This window comes from Ohtaekwangia sp. (genome assembly GCF_036786105.1).
GTDB lineage: Bacteria > Bacteroidota > Bacteroidia > Cytophagales > Cyclobacteriaceae > Ohtaekwangia.
Map to the genome: position 1 here is coordinate 16,642 of NZ_DAIQRQ010000038.1, position 23,541 is coordinate 40,182.

Below are 23,541 nucleotides of genomic sequence, written 5' to 3' on the forward strand. Positions count from 1 at the left end.
ATGGTTTTTTACAATGTACCTTACACTAAGTCTGTGTAACCCTGTACCGGAACGCCCTACCGCTATAGATTTATGAACCGGCATAAAGGATTCGGGTAGTACTTTGTACGAATTTGCAACATATATAGCGCCACACACTCCAATAATAGCCAAAAATAAAGCAGTTTATAGGAATTTACTTGGATTATCACCAATTTTAAGACTAACGGGGGAATTGCCATGAAGGCGCAAATACTACAACTACTGGATGTCAAGAGCGGTGAAGGTACACGCGTGGGCCTTCTGCTGGTTATGAGCTTCTTCATGGGGGTTTTTCTGGCCACCATCAGCGTAGCTTCACAAACACTTTTTTTGCAGCATTTCGATGAAAAAGCTGACTTACCCATGGCACTCCTCGTATCGGGTGCATTCGGGCTCATCGCTACCATCCTTTACAACTTCCTGCAGAACCGGATTCCCTTCCCTACACTGGCAACCATTAGCCTCCTCGTTATAACGGCCCTTACTGCCTTTATCGAATTTGGTGAAATATTTTTTGCTGATTCAAAGACCATATTCTTTCTCGGCTTTACGCAGATCATTCCGTTCTCCTTTATATTATACCTGGTTTTCTGGGCTACGTTTACGCGTATGTTCAACCTGCGGCAGTCAAAACGACTAGTAGGTACCGTGGATATGGGGGGATTGATTGCTTCTTTTATCGCATTCTTCTCGATCCCTCAATTACTTAATCCTCAGATATTTTTCGCCGGCAGCAAGGGCATATCGCTCGAGTCGCTCTATACCATTTCGCTGGTAAGCGTTATACTCTTCCTCATCACATTTCTCTTCTTATCCGTAAAGTATTTAAGTACGGGCAAAACGTTTGCCGAAGAGAAAGCCATCTATCAAAAGCTTCGCTTCAACGACTTCAAGCAAAACCGATATATACTCTATATGTCGCTGTTTGTGGTGGCATCCATGATGGCACTCAACTTCGTTGACTATTCATTCCTGAACGTTACCACGCTGTTCTTTAAAGATCAGGACTCGTTGGGAAGTTTCATCAGTTACTTCGAAATGACCATTGTGGTATTCAGCTTCCTTTTCCAGACGGCTGCTACCGATCGCATTATACAGGAATACGGTATGCGCGTGTCTTTGCTGATCAGCCCGATACTTATTGGTTTCTTTACCATCTGTGCAATAGTGCTGGGTATCATCTTCGGATATTCGCCTGCCAACAACCTGTTTGTAATCTTCTTTCTGATCATCGCTATAAGCAAGCTCTTTATACGGTCACTCAAAGACTCACTCGATAACCCTACCTTTAAACTATACCTTCTTCCGATTGAAAGCCACATACGCATTGATGTGCAGACGAAGATTGAAGGACTTGTTACTGCCTTCGCCAGTTTATTGGCCGGTGGTCTTATCATTCTCATCAACCGTGTAGAACTGTTCGACCTCCTCTATATCTCCATCTTTACATTCCCGCTGCTCATTATGTGGTATATCGTAGCCAACCGCATGCATACCAACTATCGCTATACGCTTCAGGATACCTTGTCGCGGAACAAGGCACGATCGGGTACAGCAGAAAAGAGCTATAGCGTAAGCACTGTGCTTGAACAGGAGATCAACAGCTCTACAGAGGACAAAGTACTCTATGGGCTAACGCTGATGGAAAAACTGGAACCCGCTATATTTGAGACTACTATTACGCGGCTGGCAAACAGTGACTCGCCTGCAATACGCAAGTATGCGCAGGAAAAGATTGAAGCGCTTGGCCTTCAGGCCGACAGCAATAAAAATGAGATTCGCTCCCTGGCAGAACGCGCTTATGGCGAACTGGAAGACAGTGATCTGCTCTCCATCTCTCCTGAAAAATTATTGAAGCTCAGCAAGTCGATAAAGCAATCCGATCGCATTCTGTCGGCAAAGCTTCTGCGCAAACTTATTAGTCAGAAAACAATTTTTATACTGCTGGAATTGCTGCGCGATGCCGATCCGAAAGTTCGATATGAAGCACTCTACACAGCACGCAAAGTAAAACGTCAGGAAACCTGGCCGGTGCTCATTGAGTTACTGGGGTCTCCTTCGTATAGCCATCATGCGGCGGCAGCTTTAAAAGAAGTAGGCGAATCGGTGTTGCCTACACTGGAAGCTGCATTCCATAAATCAGGACAAAGCGATTTAGTGATGCTTCGCATTGTTCAGATCATGGGCCGCATTGGAGGCCGCTATGCTTTACAACTGCAGTGGAAGAAAGCAGATTACCCGGACAAGCGCATCGTAAAACAAATACTATACTCACTCCGCTACCAGCATTACCAGGCACGCGGAAAAGAGATTCGCGATGTAATCAACCTCCTTGAAAATGAAATCAGTAAGGCCATCTGGAATCTGGCGGCGCTTACAGAATTACCGGAGTCTGACGAGTTCTTTTTCCTGCGCCAGGCACTGAACGAAGAAATAGTGGAAAATTACGACCAGGTATATATGCTGCTGTCGATCCTGTACGATCCGCAGTCGGTACAACTGGTGCGCGAAAATATAGAGACACGCGATCCTGATAATATAGCGTTCGCGATGGAGCTGCTCGACCTGTTCATTGACCAGGAGTTGAAACCCAAATTGCTGCCGCTGCTTGACGACTCTCCTACTTCGGTAAAGCTAAAGCATTTGCAACTTCACTTCCCGCGCGAAAGCTATAATCCCATACAGGTTATCAACTATATATTGAATCGCGATTTTAACCTGAACAACCGCTGGACGAAAGCGTGTGCTATACATGCCTCTGCTTTCATTCCCGAGTTTCGCATCAGCCGCGGGCTTGTAGCGCAGATGTTCAACCGCGACAAGCTTTTGCAGGAGACGGCAGCCTGGGTAATCTATCATAAAGACCGGAAGACGTACGATGCTATCCTTAGCCGGCTTCCAGAGCGCGATAAGAAATTTATCGATGCATCGATCGAAAACAACCAGCTGCTGGATGGTTTGAACGATGGCTTCTTCCTGTGGATCGAGCTTGTCATGTTCATTAAACAACTGGCTCTGTTCAGCGATATACACGGCTCGCTGTTAAGCGACCTGGCAGATAAGATCACACCACTCGATCTCGATCCGCGCGAAACGGCCAAGATTCCGAACGACCCGCACAACACTCCGATGCTGATCGTAGCTTCCGGAGAAGTGAAGCTGAAGAACAATGGCAACGAGATAATACAATTAAAGAAGGGTGCTATATATGGTGAACTCTTCACCGATGGCTACGTAGCACCGGTGCACGAAGTGGAAGCGACTGAACGTGCAGCCGTCTTCAAGATCAACCTGATGGATTTCTATTTCGTTATGGCCAATCACCACGAGCTCGTACAGGGACTCATCAAGAATATAACCGAAGAACATAAACCTCAAATACTATAACCTTAAACTTTACCCATGGCCTTTGACATAGATGTGCTCATCGTTTTCGCTGACCGCGACAACGAGACTACCGGGAAGAACGAACCGGGCTGGGTTTCACAGTTCAAGAAATTCCTGGAGCTGATGCTTACCCAGGTGTTGGGCGAAAAACCAAATATACTTCTGAAGGGAGAACACGATCTGATCACCGCGCCGAAGCTCGATAATGCAGCGGTGCTGGTGCCTGTACTTTCCCGCGACTTTATACAGTCCGGGCATTGCCTCGATCACGTTGAAACATTTTATAAAGCGATTGAATCGAATACCAAAAACAGGAATCGTGTTTTCAAGGTATTCAGAACACCACTGTCATTGCATGAGCAGCCTCCGCGCCTGCGCGAACTGCTGGGCTATGAAATGTATCAGCTTGATCCGGACTCCGGTGAGATTCGCGAGTATACCGATTACTTCAGTACAGAAGCAGAACGCCAGTATTGGATGAAGATGGTAGACCTCGCCTACGATATCTACGAGATACTGCTTTTCCTGAAAGACAGCACTTCGCCTGCTGAAGTAAAAACAATCTATAAACGCAAGACTATATATCTGGCCGAAACAGGCCACGATCTTTCTGTGCAGCGCAACATCATCAAGCGCGAACTGCAACGGCATGGCTATAACATTCTGCCGAACCAGACTTTGCCAGCCAATGCCGGCGATCTGGAACGACTGGTGCGCAAGAACCTGGATGAATCCAGCCTGTCGATACACCTGATCGGAAGTGCTTACGGAGAAATTCCGGAAGGCTCAGAGAAATCAGTTGTCGATATACAGAATAAACTGGCGGCCGAAAAAAGTATACAGGTCAAAGAGAATGGCCAGGAGTTTACACGCCTCATCTGGATCTCTCCCAACCTGACGCACGCCAGTGAACGCCAGAAGTCATTTATTGAAAATATCAAGCGCGATGTGGAAGCACAGGAAGGTGCCGAGATTCTGCAAACTCCGCTGGAAGATTTCAAGAACATAATGCGTGAAGAATTAGAAGAAGCCGGCGAAAAACGTGCATCCACGGAAACACGCGGACGGTCTATCTATTTCATGCACGATAAAGCTGATCATAACGAAGCGAAGCCCTTCATTGAGCTGATACAACGCTCGGGCTTTGAGGTGTTGATACCCGAGTTTGAAGGCGAACTGCTGGAGCTTCGCCAAAAGCATATTGATAATCTGCGCAACCTCGATGGTGCTATTATCTACAAAGGAAAAGTAAATGAGCAATGGGTGCGAATGAAGGCACTGGATTTGTTAAAAGCTCCGGGTTTCGGGCGCAAGAAACCTATTGTGGCGAAAGCCATTGTTACCGGGGCAGGCACCACAGCCGTGAATGCAGATAGTTACCGGAGTCAGAACCTGCGTGTTATTGATGGCAGCCAAAACGCAACCGAATCACTCCAGAATTTTTTACAAGAATTTAAAGCCTAGCCATGCGTGAGGTACATGTAGATACATTAACCGCGAATCCTTTTCCTGGCTTGCGGCCATTCAAGATTGAAGAGAGTCACCTCTTCTTTGGCCGTGAGGGGCAAAGTGACGAGGTACTGCTTAAACTTTCGAAGAATCGTTTTGTTGGTGTAATCGGTCCATCCGGAAGCGGTAAATCATCATTCATTTACTGCGGTGTAATGCCGATTCTGTACGGAGGATTTCTGACCGATGCAAGTCCGAACTGGGAAGTGGTGGTAACACGGCCCGGTGCCGGCCCGATCGATAATCTTGCAGAGGCCCTGCTGAAAAATAATCCCGAATATGTAGAGGCCGATACCGAAGAGAAAAGAATCAAGCGCACCATCTTTTCAACGTTACTGCGAAGCAGCTCGCTGGGATTGGTGGAAGCGATTGAACAGACCCGCAAAGAGGCAGATGTAAATTACCTGGTACTGGTCGATCAGTTTGAAGAGCTCTTCCGCTTCAAAGAAGGCCTGGATGCCAACTCGGTGAACGAGACGCTGGCGTTTGTAAACCTGCTGATGGAAGCGGTTAACTATCCGGATGCCCCTATCTATGTAGCCATCACCATGCGTTCTGATTTCATTGGTGATTGCGCCCAATTCCCGGAGCTTACCCGCAAGATTAACGATAGTCACTACCTGATACCACAATTGACGCGGGACCAGAAACGCAAAGCGATTGAAGGCCCGGTAGCCGTAGGCGGAGCGCATATTGCACCACGCCTGGTGCAGCAGTTGTTAAATGACCTGGGTGATAATCCTGATCAACTCCCCATCCTGCAGCACGCGCTCATGAGAACATGGAGCTACTGGTCTGCCTATCGTGATTATGAAGACGAGCCGGTTGACCTCAAGCACTATGAAGCAATTGGTACCATGTCGGAAGCCTTGTCGCAGCATGCAAACGAGGCTTACGATGAACTGGATGAAGACCAGAAACGCATCTGCGAAATGCTGTTCAAAGCCATCACCGAAAAACGCGGTGAGAACTTTGGTATACGCAGACCTACACGACTCAGTGAAATTGCTTCTATAGCGGATGTATCGGAACAGGATGTAATCGCAGTGATCGATCTGTTCCGCGAGCAGGGACGTTCCTTATTGACTCCAGCCTTCGGATCGGCCATCACCTCAAAATCCATGGTCGATATATCGCATGAAAGCCTCATGCGCATATGGGTACGATTAAAGAACTGGGTTGACGATGAAGCAGACGCGGTGCAAATGTATACCCGCCTTGCCGAAGCGGCTGCCATGCACCAGGTAGGCAAAGCCGGCTTGTGGCGTCCACCGGATTTACAACTTGCATTGAACTGGCAGGCCAAGCACAAGCCTACCCTCGTATGGGGCCAGCGCTATAATCCGGCTTTCGAGCGTACCATGATCTTCCTTGAATATTCAAAGAAGGAATGGGAGACCGAGCAACGTATAAAAGAACTTGAGCAGAAGCGTAAACTGAAACGCGCCCGTATAGTAGCCCTTGTATTGGGTACTGCGGTGGTAATCTGTCTCTTGTTCCTCATGTATGCCTTTGTACAAAAATCAGAAGCTGACAAGCAGCGCCTGCAGGCCGAGAAAAATGCGGAGGCAGCGCGCAGGGCCGAGAAGATAGCTGATGAAAAACGTATTGAAGCAGAAAAGGCAACGGCTACAGCTCTTGCTGCTAAAGAAGCAGAAGCCAAGCAACGCGAGCTGGCACAGGCTGCTGAGCAGGAAGCGATTCAAAATGCAGAGCTCGCCAAGCGCAATGCTGCCGAGGCTCGCAGAAATGCAGAAGAAGCCCGCGTAAACGCGCAGCGTGCACAAACCAACGAGAAGCTTGCCAAGGAGCAGGAGCTGATCGCGATCAAAAATGCGGCAGAAGCATTGCGTCAGCGCTATATCGCGCAGGCAAAGGCCATGGCCGTGAAGTCGAAAGAATTGAACGACCCCGAACAGCAGGCCCTTATTGCACAGCAGGCTTTCAAGTTCAACTCCGAGCATGAAGGTTATGTATACGACAATGATATATACAACGGCCTGTATTTCGCTCTGAAGAAACAGGAGCATCCGCTTACCAAGAGCCTGGAAGCACACGAACGCGGTGCTGCCCGTGCGCTGGTAACACGCGTATCGAGCAACAATATATACTCTGCAGGAAGTGATGGCCGCATCATTCGCTGGAGCGAACAAGGCAACCAGTGGAAATCTGAGATGCTGGTGAACCAAACCAACTATCAGTACTACTCACTCGATGTAAGCCCGGATGGAAACTGGCTGGCAGCGGCAGGTCTTAATACACAAAACGAAAAGCGTAACTACGTTGAGTTGTATAACCTCAATAACATGTCGGCAGCACCGAAACGGATTGAGGGCTATACCTATGCCATCGAGAACCTGAACTTTACACCCGACAGCAAAGGATTCTTTGCACGCGATAACTCGGGAAAGAGCATACGTTACTCTGACCTGAGCACAAGCCGCGAAGTGATCAGCTCACCGGTAAAGATCAACGCCATAAACCTGAGTGCTGACGGCAGCAAGCTGGCCGGTGCGGGTGAAAACGGCAGCCTGTTCATTTGGGATGTGAAGAACAACTTTGCTGTATCCGAAATAAAAGACCTCGGCATGCACCTCACGTCAGTAACCTTCTCCCCAGAAGGAAGAAGAATTGTAGTGGGCGACAACGCCGGCCTGGTAAAGATTTTCGATGTGCAAAACAATATAGTAGTACGCGTACTTTCGGGTCACACGTCATCCATTGAACAAATACGTTTCAATCATGCCGGTACTTTCATGGCTACGGCCAGCAAAGACAAGACGGTTCGCCTCTGGAACATTAACCGCCTGAAAGAGCAGCCGATCGTGTTGAGCGACCACAGCGACTGGGTGTGGAGCGTGGCCTTTACTCCGGATGATGAACAACTTCTGGCAAGCGTACACAGCTCGGTTGAGACGGTGAAAGGTATAGAACATACCATCCACGCGTGGCCAACCAAAATACCGGTAATGTCAACAATTCTGTGCGATAAAGTGAAGCGGAACATCAGCAAAGACGAATGGGAAATATTTGTCGGAGATGACTTGACTTACGAATCTACCTGTGCTGCGTTGCCGCCGAACAACCATTGATCCTGACCTATAGACATGAAGAGATTTCTACCCTTTTTTATACTGACCATAGTAGCAGGCAAGAGTTTCGCACAGCTGGCATCCTGTGCGCAGACACTGCGCCTGGCCCGCTCTACATACGAGCAAGGCCGCCTGCATGAAATACCCACGTTGCTGGAGAAATGTTTGGCCAGCGGCTTCTCGCAACAAGAGAAAGTGGAAGCGTATAAATTGCTGTGTCTTTCCTATATATACCTGGAAGAACCTGAGAAAGCAGACGAAGCAATGCTAAACCTGCTGCGCACGGATCACTACTTTGAGATTAACCGCACAACAGACCCTGCGGAGTTTATCGCTTTGTATAATACATTCCGCACCAAACCGATCTACCGCATCGGTGGCCGAATTGGTGTAAATGCAACCAGCCCGAACGTTGTAGCCGCAGTAAAGGCCAATGACGGCAAGAGTAAATATGCTTCGAAGATCGGTATCCAGGTTCACCTTACCAGCGAAGTTCCCCTCACAGACCACCTGTCGCTAAACCCGGAGCTGGGCTTTGTACAGCGTAAATTCGAATATACCAACAAGGTAGAATTTACTGACACTACATTCACCACCGCTGCAGTGGAGACTCAGAACTGGCTCACGTTGCCGGTAAGTCTCCGCTATCAATTTACATCGCTCAGTTTCAAGCCTTATGTAGCAGTAGGTGTTGAGGGCGATTATTTACTGGCCTCCTCGCTCACCGGAAGCAGAACACGCAAAGGCTATCAGTTCATTGAAGAAAAATCGTTCGACATGAAACTGAACCGCGAGAAGTTCAACGTGAGCGCCATCATTTCTGCCGGAGCACAATTTAAACTGGGCGGTGGCTTTATCATTACCGAAGTGCGTTTCCTCTATGGCATTACCAAAGTAAATTCAGTAAAAGCCGGATACGGAATAGACAGCAGCCTCCCTTTTGAATACGGCTATGCCGACAGCATTTACAAGCTCAATTCACTTTCCGTTACTGCCGGATATGTTCATAACATCTTCAACCCTAAAAAACTGAATAAAAGAAAATGAGCGTACGAATTTCTCTTGCAGGGCTGATCGTGTTGAGTTGCTGGGCATGTAACAATATTGAAGATGCAAAACCGGAAGACCGGAATTCATTCCTTCACTTCTACGAAGCGCCCCACAACTTATATGGTGTAAGTGCCGAACCGGTAGAGGATGGTTACATCATTCTCGGAAACGAGCTGCTGGCCAACGGCAGCCAGAACAGCCTGGTAATTCACACCGATTTTACAGGTAAAAAGATTGCCGATGACGTTGTGTTGACCGGAGGAACGTCTAAAGGCCTCATGGTAACGTCAGACGGTTACTACGTTATTGGTGATAGTATAAAATCAAACCTTGAATCGGGCGATGTTTCTGTATATGATCTGGTGGTGTATTCAGCCCGTTTGTTCAAGCTTAACAAAACCGGAAGCATTGTGAATAAACTGGTAATTGCAGATCGTAAGAACACCACGAATGTCACCGATATTCATGGCGGGGCTATTACCGTTAACGACCAGGGCCAGATCATTGTATTAGGCTCCTTCAAAGCAGCCGGCGTTGCTACCACCGAACATCCTTATCTTTCTGCATTGGATGCCAATTCGCTCGATACAGTCTGGAATCAAACCTACGATGTATTGGATCGTGATTATATAAACTCAAAGTCAGTACACGTTGCTCCTACCGGTAAAATCATTTGGGCCAGCGCATTACTGAAAGAGAACCAGAATTTCTCACGCTCTTACCTGGGCATACCGTATATACAGGAGAATTCTACATTCGAAAACTTCTCTCAATTCGGAGAGCAAACCGACCAGCAATTGTATGCGAACGATATGCAGCCATCGGCTTTTCCGGCCCTGGGCTTCGGTGTAATCGGCACGTATGCAGCGCCTACGGGAACCAACAGTAACATGTTCTTCCTCCGGGTGAATCAATTTGGCAATGTGATTGAAGGAAGTGAGCGCTATTTTGATGGTGAGCTTTCGCTTGGAAACCAGGCTGTATCGGCCGGACAATCCGCGAGCGATGATTCGGGTGATGCCCTGATAGCCACCAGCGATGGCGGATTTATACTGGCCGGTTCTATGCTGACAACACTGAACCGTGGCCATGGCGGCAAAGATATATTCCTGGTAAAGATCGATAGCCAGGGGAATATAATCTGGAATAAAACATACGGTGGTTCCGGCAATGAAACCGTGGCCAGCATTCGCGAAACAGCCGATGGTGGCTTGTTGATCTGCGGATCGAATGATGTATCCGGCCTGTCATCCATCTTTATAATGAAGACTGATAAGAATGGCGAGCTGATGGACTGACCAGCTCATCGTCATTACAGATAAACTATAGATATACCCTTTATTTCCAAAACCGGCTTTATTTCTACTTAACCTGTTATTCAAGTTATGAATAATTTTACCCGTAAAATTATATTCGTCTGCACGCTATCGGCTCTGGCGCTCACCGCATGGGCGCAAGAACCGTCTAACTACCCGACAGCGTTCACTGCGGCTACACAAAGTGGCACTTCCATTAAACTTACGTGGACGGGCTCAACCGGCCCCAACCTGCCCAGCAACTATCTTATACTCATCCGAACAGTACCTGCCGGTACCTTCAGCACACCTGCTGATGGCACAGCCGTAGCAGACGATTCTAATTTAAGCGACAATCTGGGAGCGCAGAACGTAACGGCAGCCACTACTACCTATACCTTCACAGGCCTGCCGACTCAAACTGATTTTGAATTTGTAATCTATCCGTATAAAACCGGTGGTGCACCCGATCCTGATTTCAAAACCTCAGCGGGCGTACCCACGATTACAGCCTCTACCAAAGTTCCTACTGTAACCACCCCTACAGCAACAGCCATTGACGAAAACATTGCCACGCTGGGAGGTACCGTTACTTCCAACAATGGTAACACTCTAACTGCGCGTGGTACCGTTTGGAAAACAAGTGCCGGTGTAACCGCTACCGACAACGCTGTGGCTGAAGGCGGCACGTCAGTCAGTACCTTTACACAAGCTCGTACAGGATTCCCTTCAGGAACTAAAATATACTATGCGGCCTACGCCACCAGCGCAGCGGGTACCGGTCTTTCGCCAGAGGCATCGTTCTTTACATTGTCTCCAGTGCCCGGTGCACAACCTGCAACCGTACTCGCTACAACCGTTAGCAGCAGTCAGATAAACCTCACCTTCCCGGCATTTACTACATTATCCAACACCAACGGGTATATCATTTTGCGCAGAATCGGTTCTGCCCCGGCAACATCAAGCGTGCAAGACGGTGTTGCTCCTGCGTCTCTGTCGCTCGGAGCAAGTACATTGGTAACAATCATCACCAACGGTGTCACTACATCTTTTAATGATACAGGATTAAGTGCCGGCACGGACTATTTCTATGCTGTAGTACCTTTCAACTGGAATACAACGGATGCGGAAACGTATAACTATAAAACCAGTGGTGGTTTTACGGTAGATGATGATATTACTTTCTCAGGCGCTTCTGATATTATTCTTAACGGAGGAACAACGGCTGCCCTGGACTATCGCACCAAACAAAGCACCACGATGAACGATGATGGCAGCAACAGCTTAAGTCTCGCTACCTTCCAGATTCGCGATGGTGGTGCTACAAGCGATGCTGATAATGTAGGCACCCGATTGACATCGCTTACCGTGCAACTTACCAACAGCTCCTTTGTCAGGAGAGTGGCACTCTACGATGGCAGTTCAGAAATAGCCGGAACCGAGCAAACCGTTTCCGGTTCTACGGTAACATTCGACCTGTCAACGTACTTATTGTCAGCAAGTGATGGTGGCACAAAGAGTTTTACCATACGGGCTACCTTTCAAGGCACCGTTATTGACAATCAGCCGGTACACGTAACTATAACCAATGCTGTAGCCGGAAACTCTGTGGGTGCTGGTTCTGCTTTTACTGCTGCCAATGCAGGAGGCGCTTCATCAACAAGCGCTGCACCCACCAATTTGATCGATGTTGATGCAACACTGCTTGCGTTTTCTGCCAACCCTCCGGATACACCCACCAGTACAAACTTCAGCCTTACCGTTAAAGGTGTAGACTCAAAAGGCAACACTGACCTGGACTATGCGGGACAAATTGCTTTATCAAAATCACCGGCTTCCGGAAACATGACTGCGGGCGCTCAAACGTTAACACCTTTCCTGGCTTCCGGAACTTATACCTGGACACAACTACAGATTGACAAGGCGGGTACCTATACACTCACAGCATCCGATGGCGCATACCTCGATAATCTTTCTGATGGTACCGCTACAGTAAACATTACCAGCGCCGGTGTTACTGTTACCAAGCCTGCTACGCTGAATCTCTGCTATGGAGGTTCATACCAGGCACTCGGTAACATTGTTATTACAGAAACAGACCCCAGCGATTTCTCGGGCAGTGGCAACGTGTCATTCTCGTTATCACTTCCCAGTGGATTTGCATTCGATCAGTCCGTGACAACTGCTCCTCTAGTAACCGGCACAGGATCGGATATAACCGGCATGTCAACGCTGAGCTATCCCGGATCGAACCTGGTGCAGTTCACCTATAATGTGAACGGAACATCGCATGTAAACTCCATTACGATTTCAGGATTGAAAGTACGTTATCCGGGTAATACAGCCCCCGGCACTACATCGATTATACGCATCGGTGGAACGGCTTCTGTTGCCGGAGACCCGGTGGGAACCGTGCATGGAACTGTAACCGCTGCACTGGGCACTCCCCCTGCCACGCTTGGATTTACCGTATCGGGCGATGCGTTGGTAAACCCCAATGAAACCCGCTTCAATAAAAATTCTGCTTCCGTTCGATTGGATGGTTCGCCTGCAGGCGGTGTATTCAGCGGATCGGGTGTTACATTCACCAGCGGTGAATATCGCTTCAACCCTTCTACATTATCGGCCGGTAACTATCCAATTACCTATACTTATACCGATGCAACTGCTCAGCAATGTTCATTTACCTATACCAAGACGTTCGAAGTATATGTAACCAACATCACCAACCTGAATTTGCAATATTGTAACAACGATAATGCTTCTCCCCCGCTTTCCGTAAGTCCAGCCTATATATCATCGCGATATCCGGGCTATGCTTTCGAAAAGTTTGTATACTATAATTATGCGGGCGCAGGGCAAACCGATATGACATCCCCTGCCGTTAATATTTTTGATCCGAAAGAACCTACCTACCAGGCCGTGTATTCCAGTACACAGACAACGTATGGACTGTATGGTATATGGATCGGATTTGTAGTACGCCATACCGTGCTTACTACACTAACCGCCGTAGAATGGCAGTTCGTTCAGATCAGGCTTGCTCCTACAGTAACTTTTCCAATAACGAAAACAGCTTACTGCGCAGATGAACCGCCTGTGATCTTTACGGGCTCTCCGGCCAACTCGAATAATACAGCCAACGACTTTTTTACAGCTACGAATAGCCAGCAGACTTCCATTACCTCGGGCGGTAACCCGATTGTGTGGACGTTCAATCCATCGAATGTAACAGGTGTTTCTGCGGGAACACCGAAGACTTTCGATGTAACCTATACCTATACCGATCCGGCCACAGGCTGTAGCAACACATCTTTACCTGTAACCATCAAGGTGAGTGCCCGACCTACGATCGTTCCTGTGGGCAACATCAGCCCGGGAACCTCGGTACAAATTTGCCAGGGCACAGCTGTACCCGATTTTACGGCCGCTACGGTTGCAGGTACAACCTATACCTGGTACTCGAATAATCCGCCTACCAACGTGGTTGGCTCGGGAGAAACGTTTACACCGCCAGTGAGTAACCTGATCGCAGGTACATCCAATTTTTATGTTACACGCATGATCGATGGATGTGAGAGCACGCAAGCTCCGCGGCAACTTACTGTAGTAGTAAACTCCAGCCCTGCGGCCCCGGTTGCTGACTTCAGCAAAGAGTATTGTGTAAATCAAACTATACCCAACAGCGACCTGGTTGTAACAGGTACCAATGTGAGATGGTATAATGCCAACACTTCGGCATTCATTATACAAACCAGTAACCCGACTGCCGCGGCATTGGGTATCGATAATACGGTAGCAGGCACCTACTCATTCCTGGCTACACAAACAATAAGTGGTTGTGAAGGTGCATCTACCAAGATCACCATTACGGTTAAACCACTACCGAGCCTCGAAATATTGGCGTCCATCACGGATGTGAACAAGATCTGTATTACCGGAGGTCCTGTAATTTTCGAAGCACGCGATGCGGGCCTGCCAGCTCCCAACGGAACATGGTCTGGTTCAGGAGGTATTGGCTCTGCGCTGGTTCCCAACCCGCCGGCAGGAACTGTGCAGCTCAATCCGGCAATACTTTCTCCGGGCACATACAATCTTCACCTGGTATACCAGAATCCTTCTACAGCCTGTTCCAATTCAAAAGACCTCGGCATAACGCTGCTGCCAACGATCAATCCTTCGGTTTCCATTGGCACAGCTTGTAACGGATTGCCAGTAGCAATCACCAATAACTCGGTCATTGTTCCCAACGGCTCTCCTACTACCATTGCCTCCACAAGCTGGATATTCGGAGATGGTGCTTCACTCGTAGCCGGTAGCGGTTCTGTTCCAGCCGGAACAAATTCAGGAAGGACTACCGGAACGTACTTCAGTCCTAATCATACTTTCAATGGACTTGGAAACTTCCTGATGACATACACCATGACAACTTCTGATGGTTGTACGGTAACACCGCCACAGATTTCCGTTACGGTAAACCCCAATCCTGTTTCCAATTTCGGATGGGCAAATGTATGCTACGATGCCACCTCCGGTTCGAACACAAACTTCCTGGCTGTTACAGCCAACATTCCTGCAGCCGATATTCAGTCGTATACCTGGAACTTTGCAAAGAATAACTTGCTCACCATTGGCACAGCAACCGGTGGAAAAACACCCGTGGTCAGTTATGCTTCCGTAGGAACAGACTCTGTTCAGCTGATTGTAACCACGGTGGCCAACTGTAAAGATACAGTACAGAAGCCGGTATATATTGTTCCTTCTTATCCGGCCATTACCGAAGACAACTCCTATACACAAGGATTTGAGTCAGGTACTGACGGATGGATTGCCGGGGGAACCAACTCATCGTGGGCGTGGGGCGATCCTGCAGACAGTGATCCTGCCAACAACCATGGTAATCTTTGGGATACAAACCTGAGCGGCATCAGTAACAATGGTGAACAATCATGGGTGTTGAGCCAGTGTTTCGATTTCACCCAGTCGCTCAAGCCTATCATTTCGTTAGACATTTGGTCGGATACACCGGCTGGTAATGATGGTGCCGTGCTTCAGTATAATGAGAACGGTAACATTGAGAATGATAACAACTGGATCGTAATCGGCCAACCCGGTCAGGGTTCTAACTGGTACGATGAAAGCGGTATTTCCAGCAGTCCCGGTAATCAATCCGCCAACGATGTGGGCTGGACGGGTATATATGGCAAGTGGAAACGTGCCACTTTTAAACTGGATAACCTGATCGGTAAATCGAACATTGTTTTCAGAATTGCCTTTGCCAGCAATCAACCCAGAAGAGGCGGCTTTGCCTTCGATAATATATTTATCGGCGAACGTACGCGCACCGTGTTGCTGGAAAACTTCACCAACTCGAACACAGCGTCTGGTGCAAACACCAGGCTTCACAACGATATGTTCAGCAATTTCTCGTCAAACTCTCCCGAGATTGCCAAGACTGAATACCATACTTCGTTCCCGGGGGAAGATCCACTCAACAAAGCAAACGTGGAAATCAATAACTCACGCGCGGCCTTCTATGGTATAACCGCTGCACCGGAGTTTGCCATCGATGGTACGATTGTAAACACGCTGGGCGAGCTTACGCAATTATACAACGACCGTGTATTGACACCGTCTCCACTTCGCATCATCGTTAATCTGGTGAAAGATGGTGATGTGGTTCGCATCCATACATCGCTTACCAACTCTTCCAGCACTACATTTACTGCAGCGGGTGTAAATGTATTTACAGCAGTTGTTGAAAAAACAATTACGGATGCTGCATACCTGGGCAGCAATGGTGACACAGAGTTTAAATTCGTAACCAAAGAATTACTGCCCACGGCAGCCGGAGTAAAACTGACACAGGATATAGCTCCTGGCGAAACGGTGGCCCTGGATGAGGTTGTGTGGAGCAATCGCGATCTGCTTACCAGCGGCAATGGTGCTATCGTAATCTTTGTTCAAAGCATCGAAGGCGGTAACAAAACTGTTCACCAGTCGAAGATCGTTGATGCTACCGTTGAACCTGAATTGGTAACCGGTACTGAGCATGGACTCGCTTCGCAGATCGCAATCTATCCCAACCCGGCACGCGGCACCGTAAACATTCAACTGCCGGAAGCAGCACGATATACCATGCCGATAAATCTGATGGATGGTTTCGGTCGTGAAGTATATACCGGTAATTTTGCTGCAGGTGAAAAAACCAAGAGCATTAACACTACATGGTATGCAGCCGGTATTTATATACTTCAGGTAAAAGCTGCGAACGGAGAATTGATCCGGAAGAAAGTGGTTGTAGCAGAGCATCCTTAAGCTATACCGTATTACAATACGAAAGGCCGTCCGTTGGGATGGCCTTTTTTATTCGAACACAGGCATAGCCGGCAGAGCTTCTGTTGTGTTGGCACTCCAATCGGTGCGGAAATAAAAATGATTCAATCCATTGGTTACAACAAGGAAGTCGGCCTTTAAGGTAGCATTATAAGTGGCTGCCTGGTGCAGCGTTTGCTGGCTGATGGCTATATCAGGCGCCTTGCATTCGATCACCATCCACGGGTTGCCCGTGCGATTGAACACTACAATATCGGAGCGTTTGGAAAGCTGGTTATACGATAATCCTCCTTCTACTTTAATGAGCGAACGCGGGTACTTCAACACCTGGATAAGGTAGTGAATGAAATGCTGGCGCACCCACTCTTCCGGTGTAAGCACCAAACGCTTTTTACGAAGTATATCAAAGATCCACAGCTTGCCATCGGCTTTCGTCACCTGGTAGTCAAACGGTGGAAGGTTGAGTTGGATCATGCAGCAAAGAAACTACAATTTCTTCAGAAACGTTTGTTACTCAAGAGATAGCATGAATGAATATAGTGTGAGTGGAACAGAGGTCATCCAAAAATAAACTATATATCACACGCAATCGCGAATGATTTGGTATTTTTAGAATTATGAAAACAAAACAAGAAATAGTAGAGAACTGGCTTCCTCGTTACACAGGTCAGGCACTCAACCAGTTTGGAGAGTATATCCTGCTGACCAACTTTGATAATTATGTGAAAATGTTTGCCGAATGGCACAACACGGAAGTGATTGGCCAGGATCGCGCCATGCGCAGTGCTACTGCAGAAGGCATCACGATCATCAACTTCGGTATGGGCAGCCCCAATGCTGCTACAGTAATGGATTGCCTGAGTGCCATTCAGCCGAAAGCTGCACTCTTCCTGGGCAAATGTGGCGGACTGAAAAAGAAAAATGATATTGGTGATCTGATCCTGCCCATTGCTGCTATCCGCGGTGAGGGTACATCCAACGATTACTTCCCGGCTGAAGTACCCGCGTTACCTTCCTTCGCGTTGCAAAAAGCGATCTCCACTACCATCCGCGATTACAAGCAGGACTACTGGACCGGTACGGTATATACTACCAACCGAAGAGTATGGGAATGGGATGAAGAATTCAAAGAATACCTGCGCAAGATTCGCGCACAAGCCATCGACATGGAGACGGCTACGATCTTTAGCACAGCATTCTATAATAAAATTCCTGCCGGAGCTTTGTTGCTCGTGTCCGACCAACCGATGGTGCCGGAAGGCGTGAAAACAGAAGTAAGCGATCAATCAGTAACCCGGCAATTCGTTGAGCTTCATCTTCGCATTGGTATAGATTCACTTCGTCAGCTCATCAACAATGGTGTTACGGTAAAGCACCTGCAATACTAAGCTATCCCTCCTATATATTCTGCAACCGGAAGTCAAGTGTTATACACGCTGCTTCCGGATCTCAGCGGATTTCACGGTAAACAATATCGCCATTCCGATAATAAAATATAGTCCGAGCGCGAGCGCACTGTAGCGCATGCTGCCGGTTATATGATCAATGAAACCATACGAGAACGTGCCCAGCACAATAGAGAGGTTATACGTAACATCATAGAAGCTGAAGTACGATGCGTGATCATCTGTATCGCGAGGCATCAGCTTCGAATAGGTGGCCCGCGACAGCGATTGTATACCCCCCATCACCATGCCTACTACAAAGGCCAGTGCGTAAAACTGGTAGGCTGTTTCGGTAAAATAAGCACCTATACATATACCGATCCATATAACAATCATTGTGCTTAATGCATACCGGTTTCCACGCGCCTGCGAAAGTCTGGCAAAGAGCCATGCACCAACAGATCCTACCAATTGTATAATGACTACTGTGGCAATCAGGCTTCCGGTTTCCAAATGCAATACATCGGTGCCAAACAGCGTGGCCAGATACATTACGGTTTGCACACCCATGTTATAGAAAAAGAATGCTGCCAGATATCGTTTCAGGTCGGGCATGCTTTTCAAACTCCGCCATACCGTGCGCAGCTCTTCATATCCTTTTGTCCAGATATTGCCGGTGGGTTTTCTGCCATACGGATTTTCAGGAAGTATAGCGAAGGGTATCATCGAGAAGCCAATCCACCACACACCTACCAGTAAAAATGAAAAGCGTGTAGCTTCACCATCATTTGCAAAACCGAAAGGTTCGTAATTCAGAATCATCACCGTACAGATCACCATCAGTATAACGCTGCCGTAGTATCCCATCGAATAACCACGCGCACTCGTAGCATCATACCGGTCTTTACTCACAATCTCCGGCAGAAAGGCATCGTAAAAAACAAGACTTCCGGAGTATCCTATACTGGCCAGTATCGAGCAACCGATACCCCACGTCAGTCTGTCGATGCCGTCAAAGAAATATAGGCCCATGCACGACAAGCTGCCGAGCCACACAAATACTTTCATAAATGTTTTCTTCTTGCCGGTATAATCGGCAGCACCGGAGAGCAACGGAAGAATAGCCGCTACCACCAGAAACGAAAACGACAACGCATAGGAGTATAGCACCGAGTTCTGCACCGTGTACCCAAGAAACTGCACCTGGTCGCTGCCGTTTGTAACCGCTACCGCTTTATAGTATATCGGAAAAATAGCGGTGGTAATAACCAGTGAATAAACCGAGTTGGCCCAATCGTACATATACCAGGCCCGAACCGTGCGGGGATTGTTCAACTGCGCAGCGATGCTAATTCCATCCATCGTTTGGGGCATTAAATCATTCAAGATACAATTATTTTATTTGTGTCGATTCGCGTATTACGAGCTTGCTCTTTACAACACGCTTCTCTGGTTTCATATCCTGGTGACGGATGTGATTGATCAGAATTTCGGCAGCGCTCACACCAATGTCGTGGGCCGGGTGATCGATGCTGCTGAGCGAGGGCTCCGTAAAGCGACACAAATTTTCGTTGTTGAAACCGAGTACTGCTACATCGTGCGGAATACGCAATCCGGTCTTCTTCATCATGTGCATCATCTCAATGGCTGCATAATCGTTAATAGCAAATATAGCGTCCGGACGTTGCGGCAGGTTCAACAGATAACGCGTGTATTCCTCCACTTTGTCGCTGCCATAATATGCATGCACAATGTAGGAATCTTTTATCTGCAGATTATGCTTGCGCAATGCATCGAGGTAGCCATTCAAACGGCCGCGACTGTTTTGCAAATGTTCAGGCCCTGCAACGAACGCGATGCGCTGGCAACCTTGCCCGATCAAATGTTCAGTGCCCTCCATGGCCACTTCATAATTATTTGTAACAACCTGTGAAGCCTCTACATCTTCGAACACACGATCGAAGAATACCAGCGGTATACCTTTTTCGGTAAGTGCCGTAAAGTGATCAGAACGATCAGTCTCCGTAGAGATCGACACAATGATTCCATCCACACGACTTGATACCAGCGATTGAATGTTCTTCTTTTCTGATATATAGGATTCGTTCGATTGGCAGATCATCACATTCATTCCCGCCATCTCAGCCTGTTTCTGAATGCCACCCACGGCACGTGCAAAAAAGCGGTTAATCGTTTCGGGCACAATCACACCAATGGTATTGGTTCTCTGCTGCTTCAGGTTAATGGCAAGTGTGTTGGGCTCATACTGCAGTTGAGCAGCCAGCTCAATAACTTTCTTCTTGGTTTCCGGGTGTATATCTGTGCGCCCGGCGAGGGCACGCGATACGGTTGATTTTGAAATGCCCAGCATGCGGGCGATGTCTTTGATGGTGATAACTTTCTTTTGCATATAGGCACCTGGTCAGAGGGTTAAAGGTAATTACTTTTCGTGCCCGTTCCCGGGAACGGTATCGCAAAAATATTTTCGATTTTATGCATTATCACGCAGGAAAGCTTGAAAAAAAGTGAAAAATTAGAATAATCAATCGGTTTCGTAACATGGATAAGCCTTTAGCCAACACAGTGCCGGATGTCAGGCAAGCGATTCAGTTCCCGGGAAATTCATTCCGGCACTTTGATATTGATGTGTTAATGGAGCGTGTGCTGCGGGAGAATGATTACCAGGCCTTTCAGAAACTGTTCAACGGCATGTATACGCCACTTTGCCTGTTCTGCGTAAAGTTTGTGCAGGTAAAAGAAGTAGCGGAAGAACTGGTGAGCGATGTATTCTATACTATCTGGAAGAACCGCCAGCAGATTGAAGTCACCTCGCCGAAAGCGTATCTCTTCACGGCCGTACGAAACCGCGCCTTTGACCATCTGCGCAAGATCAGGAAAACAACGTGGTGCAATCTGGAAGAAGCTACGCAGGTAGCTACCGAAGCTGCCAACAGCCAGGAGCTTCTTATCCAGCAGGAGTTCAATCGTCATGTAGAGAGATCGGTAGCAAAATTACCACGACAGTGCAGGCTGATTTTTGAAATGAGCCGCGAACATGGTTTCAAGTATAAAGAGATTGCCAGCACACTTAATATCAGCATTAAAACGGTAGAGACTCAAATGAGTCGCGCGCTCAAGCACCTGCGTGGTTCGTTGCATACTACAACATAAATCCAACCATGCCCCTGAGAAAAGAGAGCTATAGTACATTCCTGAATCAGGGTAATCCAGACTATATTCGTCTTTTCACAGTATACAGCTTCGATGAAAAGACTGAGCGAGCACGATTGGTCTCTTATTAGCCGGTATCTGCATGCTGAGACAACCGAGCAGGATATGGCACAACTTGATTCAATCTGGGCAGCAAACCCGGCGCTCAAATCAAGGATCGATGCTTTATGGAACGATAAACAAACTTCTTCTTTTACGGCAGAAGACTTCGATGCCATCAAGGCTTTTCAAAAACTGCATGAACGCTTTCAGCGCGAAGATTTGATCTGATCGTTGAAATATACCGTGAAGTAATGGCGATTATCAGTATAGGTATACTGCACAGTATGCCCGGCATGGTCGCATATCTGTTTTACAATGGCCAACCCCAGCCCTACTCCTTTACCGGGTTTACTCGCTTTATTGAATCGCTCGAATATACGGTCTGGTGCTATCGTTAATGGTTTACCGGTGTTGGCTACCGTGAGGCGGTCGGCAGCAAGTTGTACGATCACTTCGCCTTCATCGTGTGTATGTTGATACGCGTTGCCTACGAGGTTGGTGATTAACACCTCGGTAAGTATACGGTTCGCATATATAGTACATGCGCTGATATCATGCCGGGCGTGCACGGCCATGTTGGAGGTGAGCAGACTAAAGTTTTCCAGTTGTTTGAGCAGGATCGGCTTCAGGTCTACCTGTTCACGTTCCTGGAACTGATCGTTCTCAATCTTCGATAACAATAACAGGTTTTTATTGAGGCGCGACAGTCGCTGGTTTGTTTCCAGCATATCTTTTACCAACCCCGCCTGCTCTTCTGTTAACTGTCTGCTCTGCATCAAAGCATCCAGCTTTACCTGGAAAATGGCCAGCGGTGTTTGCAGTTCGTGCGATGCATTCTCTATAAATTCTTTCTGTTGTATAAACACCTGCTTGTTACGATCGGTCAATTGCCGCACTGCATTGTTCAGGTCATCAAACTCGATGATCTCGGTTTGCTCAAATTCAAATGATTCATTCTTGTCGAGTTCGTATGCCTTCAACCGGTTCAGTGTTTTATAGAACGGCTGCCATATACGTTGTGAAAGCGAGCTGTTGATCAGAATCATGCCAATGGTAAGCAGCACCAGCAGCGCCACCACAACTGTGACGATTGCAGTTACCAGGTCGTCATTTTCCAGTAACGATAACCGCGTTGTGAGCAGGTACGGATGTCCCTTTACAATAATGCTCGACCGCAGCTCGCGATACGGTTTTGTTTCCTGGTCTAGACTATCATAAATAAAGACCGTGCTATATTGTATACCCGATCGGGGAAAAGAATCCTGTACAATGTCAACATCATACGAAAGTTGCTCGAATACCTCCAGGTCAAACTCAAGATCATCGAGATATTCAAAACTCCTGATGTGCTTTACAAACTGATCGTGTTGCGCGAGCAGGGTTTCATCCACTTCATCCTCCAGTATGGTATGGATCGCCACAAAAGATATAGGAATAGTAACCAATACGAGTATAAAGGAATAGAGCAGAAAGTTCCGCAAACTGAAATTGAGCAGCCTCATGCCGTAAATTTATAGCCAAGCCCGTAAACAGTTTTGATATAGTCCGCGCAGCCCCCATCGGCAAGTTTCTTCTTCAGGTTCTTCATGTGTGTATAAATGAAGTCAAAGTTATCCATGAAATCGGCATCATCGCCCGTCAGGTTCTCGGCTATAGCATTTTTGGAGACAACGCGGTCTTTATTCGCTACGAGGAATAACAGCAGATCAAATTCTTTGCGTGTAACCACAACAGGTTTATCATGCACCGTGATTGACTTGGCCGCAGTATCTATCCTGATCTCATTAAACTCGACAATATTGGAACCACTGAATTGCCTTCTGCGAATGATCGCCTGCACACGTGCAATAAGCTCCGCCATGTGAAATGGCTTGGCCAGGTAATCGTCAGCCCCGAGATTAAGACCAATCACTTTATCATCGATAGAATTTTTGGCAGACACAATAATCACACCGTTGGTCTTGCCAATACGCTTTAGTTCTTGCAAAAGTTGAAGACCGCTTCCTCCCGGTAAAGATATATCGAGCAATATACAATCATAATCATGCGACACTACTTTATCCATGGCTGTCTCATAATCATTAGCCTGCTCACACAAGTAATTTTCCGACCGCAGAAATTCCGCCATGCTATTGGCTAACTCTGTTTCATCTTCTATAATCAATATCTTCATTTCTTTTCTAAGTCTTTTAA

14 protein-coding genes are annotated in these 23,541 nt (G+C 47.5%); 9 read left to right on the top strand and 5 right to left on the bottom strand.

The window, feature by feature from the left end:
* The first annotated feature begins 219 nt into the window (after window positions 1-219).
* From V7Q33_RS15350 to V7Q33_RS15375, 6 genes are all read left to right on the top strand, one after another.
* Entirely contained in the window at window positions 220-3,408 is a 3,189-nt protein-coding gene (locus V7Q33_RS15350) for a hypothetical protein (protein ID WP_333820394.1), read from the top strand.
* A 15-nt stretch (window positions 3,409-3,423) separates the two neighbouring features.
* Window positions 3,424-4,872 (top strand): DUF4062 domain-containing protein, encoded by a 1,449-nt coding sequence (locus V7Q33_RS15355; protein ID WP_333820395.1) that lies wholly within the window; start codon window positions 3,424-3,426, stop codon window positions 4,870-4,872.
* A 2-nt stretch (window positions 4,873-4,874) separates the two neighbouring features.
* Window positions 4,875-8,009 carry an nSTAND1 domain-containing NTPase gene (locus tag V7Q33_RS15360; RefSeq protein WP_333820396.1) on the top strand — a complete coding sequence of 1,045 codons (3,135 nt, stop codon included), beginning with the start codon at window positions 4,875-4,877 and terminating at the stop codon, window positions 8,007-8,009.
* 15 nt (window positions 8,010-8,024) lie between these two features.
* Window positions 8,025-9,056, top strand: coding sequence for a porin family protein (locus tag V7Q33_RS15365; protein ID WP_331974424.1), 1,032 nt, complete (start codon window positions 8,025-8,027; stop codon window positions 9,054-9,056).
* Window positions 9,053-10,357, top strand: coding sequence for a hypothetical protein (locus V7Q33_RS15370; protein ID WP_333820397.1), 1,305 nt, complete (start codon window positions 9,053-9,055; stop codon window positions 10,355-10,357). Before V7Q33_RS15365 ends, V7Q33_RS15370 begins: the two co-directional genes overlap by 4 nt.
* Before the next feature lie 87 nt (window positions 10,358-10,444).
* On the top strand, window positions 10,445-16,672 hold the full coding sequence (locus V7Q33_RS15375; protein WP_333820398.1) for a T9SS type A sorting domain-containing protein: 6,228 nt from the start codon (window positions 10,445-10,447) through the stop codon (window positions 16,670-16,672).
* A 48-nt stretch (window positions 16,673-16,720) separates the two neighbouring features.
* On the opposite strand, the gene V7Q33_RS15380 is transcribed toward V7Q33_RS15375, so the two are convergent.
* Window positions 16,721-17,164, bottom strand: a complete 444-nt coding sequence (locus V7Q33_RS15380; RefSeq protein ID WP_333820399.1) for a type I restriction enzyme HsdR N-terminal domain-containing protein — start codon at window positions 17,162-17,164, stop codon at window positions 16,721-16,723.
* A gap of 143 nt (window positions 17,165-17,307) precedes the next feature.
* On the opposite strand from V7Q33_RS15380, the gene V7Q33_RS15385 reads away from it, so the two are divergent.
* Window positions 17,308-18,078 carry an AMP nucleosidase gene (locus V7Q33_RS15385; RefSeq protein ID WP_331974418.1) on the top strand — a complete coding sequence of 257 codons (771 nt, stop codon included), beginning with the start codon at window positions 17,308-17,310 and terminating at the stop codon, window positions 18,076-18,078.
* A gap of 39 nt (window positions 18,079-18,117) precedes the next feature.
* Here the strand turns inward: V7Q33_RS15385 and V7Q33_RS15390 are convergent, their stop codons facing one another.
* Window positions 18,118-19,461: an MFS transporter gene (locus V7Q33_RS15390; RefSeq protein ID WP_333820400.1), complete on the bottom strand. Its 1,344-nt coding sequence runs from the start codon at window positions 19,459-19,461 to the stop codon at window positions 18,118-18,120.
* A gap of 7 nt (window positions 19,462-19,468) precedes the next feature.
* A complete protein-coding gene (locus V7Q33_RS15395) occupies window positions 19,469-20,485 on the bottom strand; it encodes a LacI family DNA-binding transcriptional regulator (RefSeq protein WP_333820401.1) in 1,017 nt (338 codons plus the stop codon).
* A 149-nt stretch (window positions 20,486-20,634) separates the two neighbouring features.
* Between V7Q33_RS15395 and V7Q33_RS15400 the strand changes: the two genes are divergently transcribed.
* Together V7Q33_RS15400 and V7Q33_RS15405 are read left to right on the top strand one after the other, a co-directional pair.
* On the top strand, window positions 20,635-21,246 hold the full coding sequence (locus V7Q33_RS15400; protein WP_333820402.1) for an RNA polymerase sigma-70 factor: 612 nt from the start codon (window positions 20,635-20,637) through the stop codon (window positions 21,244-21,246).
* A gap of 93 nt (window positions 21,247-21,339) precedes the next feature.
* Window positions 21,340-21,576: a hypothetical protein gene (locus tag V7Q33_RS15405; RefSeq protein WP_331974410.1), complete on the top strand. Its 237-nt coding sequence runs from the start codon at window positions 21,340-21,342 to the stop codon at window positions 21,574-21,576.
* On the opposite strand, the gene porY is transcribed toward V7Q33_RS15405, so the two are convergent.
* Together porY and V7Q33_RS15415 are read right to left on the bottom strand one after the other, a co-directional pair.
* Window positions 21,555-22,850 (bottom strand): sensor histidine kinase, encoded by a 1,296-nt coding sequence (porY, locus tag V7Q33_RS15410; RefSeq protein WP_333820403.1) that lies wholly within the window; start codon window positions 22,848-22,850, stop codon window positions 21,555-21,557. The two genes, V7Q33_RS15405 and porY, sit on opposite strands and share 22 nt — an antisense overlap.
* Window positions 22,847-23,541 (bottom strand): response regulator transcription factor (locus tag V7Q33_RS15415; RefSeq protein WP_333820404.1); only part of this gene is annotated, 695 nt, incomplete at its 5' end. The genes V7Q33_RS15415 and porY, both read right to left, overlap by 4 nt.

Excerpts from the sequence above, each read along its gene's own strand:
- V7Q33_RS15380 (WP_333820399.1), bottom strand. The coding sequence starts at position 17,164 with ATGATCCAACTCAACCTTCCACCGTTTGACTACCAGGTGACGAAAGCC.
- V7Q33_RS15375 (WP_333820398.1), top strand. The coding sequence starts at position 10,445 with ATGAATAATTTTACCCGTAAAATTATATTCGTCTGCACGCTATCGGCT.
- V7Q33_RS15350 (WP_333820394.1), top strand. The coding sequence starts at position 220 with ATGAAGGCGCAAATACTACAACTACTGGATGTCAAGAGCGGTGAAGGT.
- V7Q33_RS15355 (WP_333820395.1), top strand. The coding sequence starts at position 3,424 with ATGGCCTTTGACATAGATGTGCTCATCGTTTTCGCTGACCGCGACAAC.
- porY (WP_333820403.1), bottom strand. The coding sequence starts at position 22,850 with ATGAGGCTGCTCAATTTCAGTTTGCGGAACTTTCTGCTCTATTCCTTT.
- V7Q33_RS15405 (WP_331974410.1), top strand. The coding sequence starts at position 21,340 with ATGAAAAGACTGAGCGAGCACGATTGGTCTCTTATTAGCCGGTATCTG.
- V7Q33_RS15400 (WP_333820402.1), top strand. The coding sequence starts at position 20,635 with ATGGATAAGCCTTTAGCCAACACAGTGCCGGATGTCAGGCAAGCGATT.
- V7Q33_RS15395 (WP_333820401.1), bottom strand. The coding sequence starts at position 20,485 with ATGCAAAAGAAAGTTATCACCATCAAAGACATCGCCCGCATGCTGGGC.
- V7Q33_RS15385 (WP_331974418.1), top strand. The coding sequence starts at position 17,308 with ATGAAAACAAAACAAGAAATAGTAGAGAACTGGCTTCCTCGTTACACA.
- V7Q33_RS15365 (WP_331974424.1), top strand. The coding sequence starts at position 8,025 with ATGAAGAGATTTCTACCCTTTTTTATACTGACCATAGTAGCAGGCAAG.
- V7Q33_RS15360 (WP_333820396.1), top strand. The coding sequence starts at position 4,875 with ATGCGTGAGGTACATGTAGATACATTAACCGCGAATCCTTTTCCTGGC.
- V7Q33_RS15370 (WP_333820397.1), top strand. The coding sequence starts at position 9,053 with ATGAGCGTACGAATTTCTCTTGCAGGGCTGATCGTGTTGAGTTGCTGG.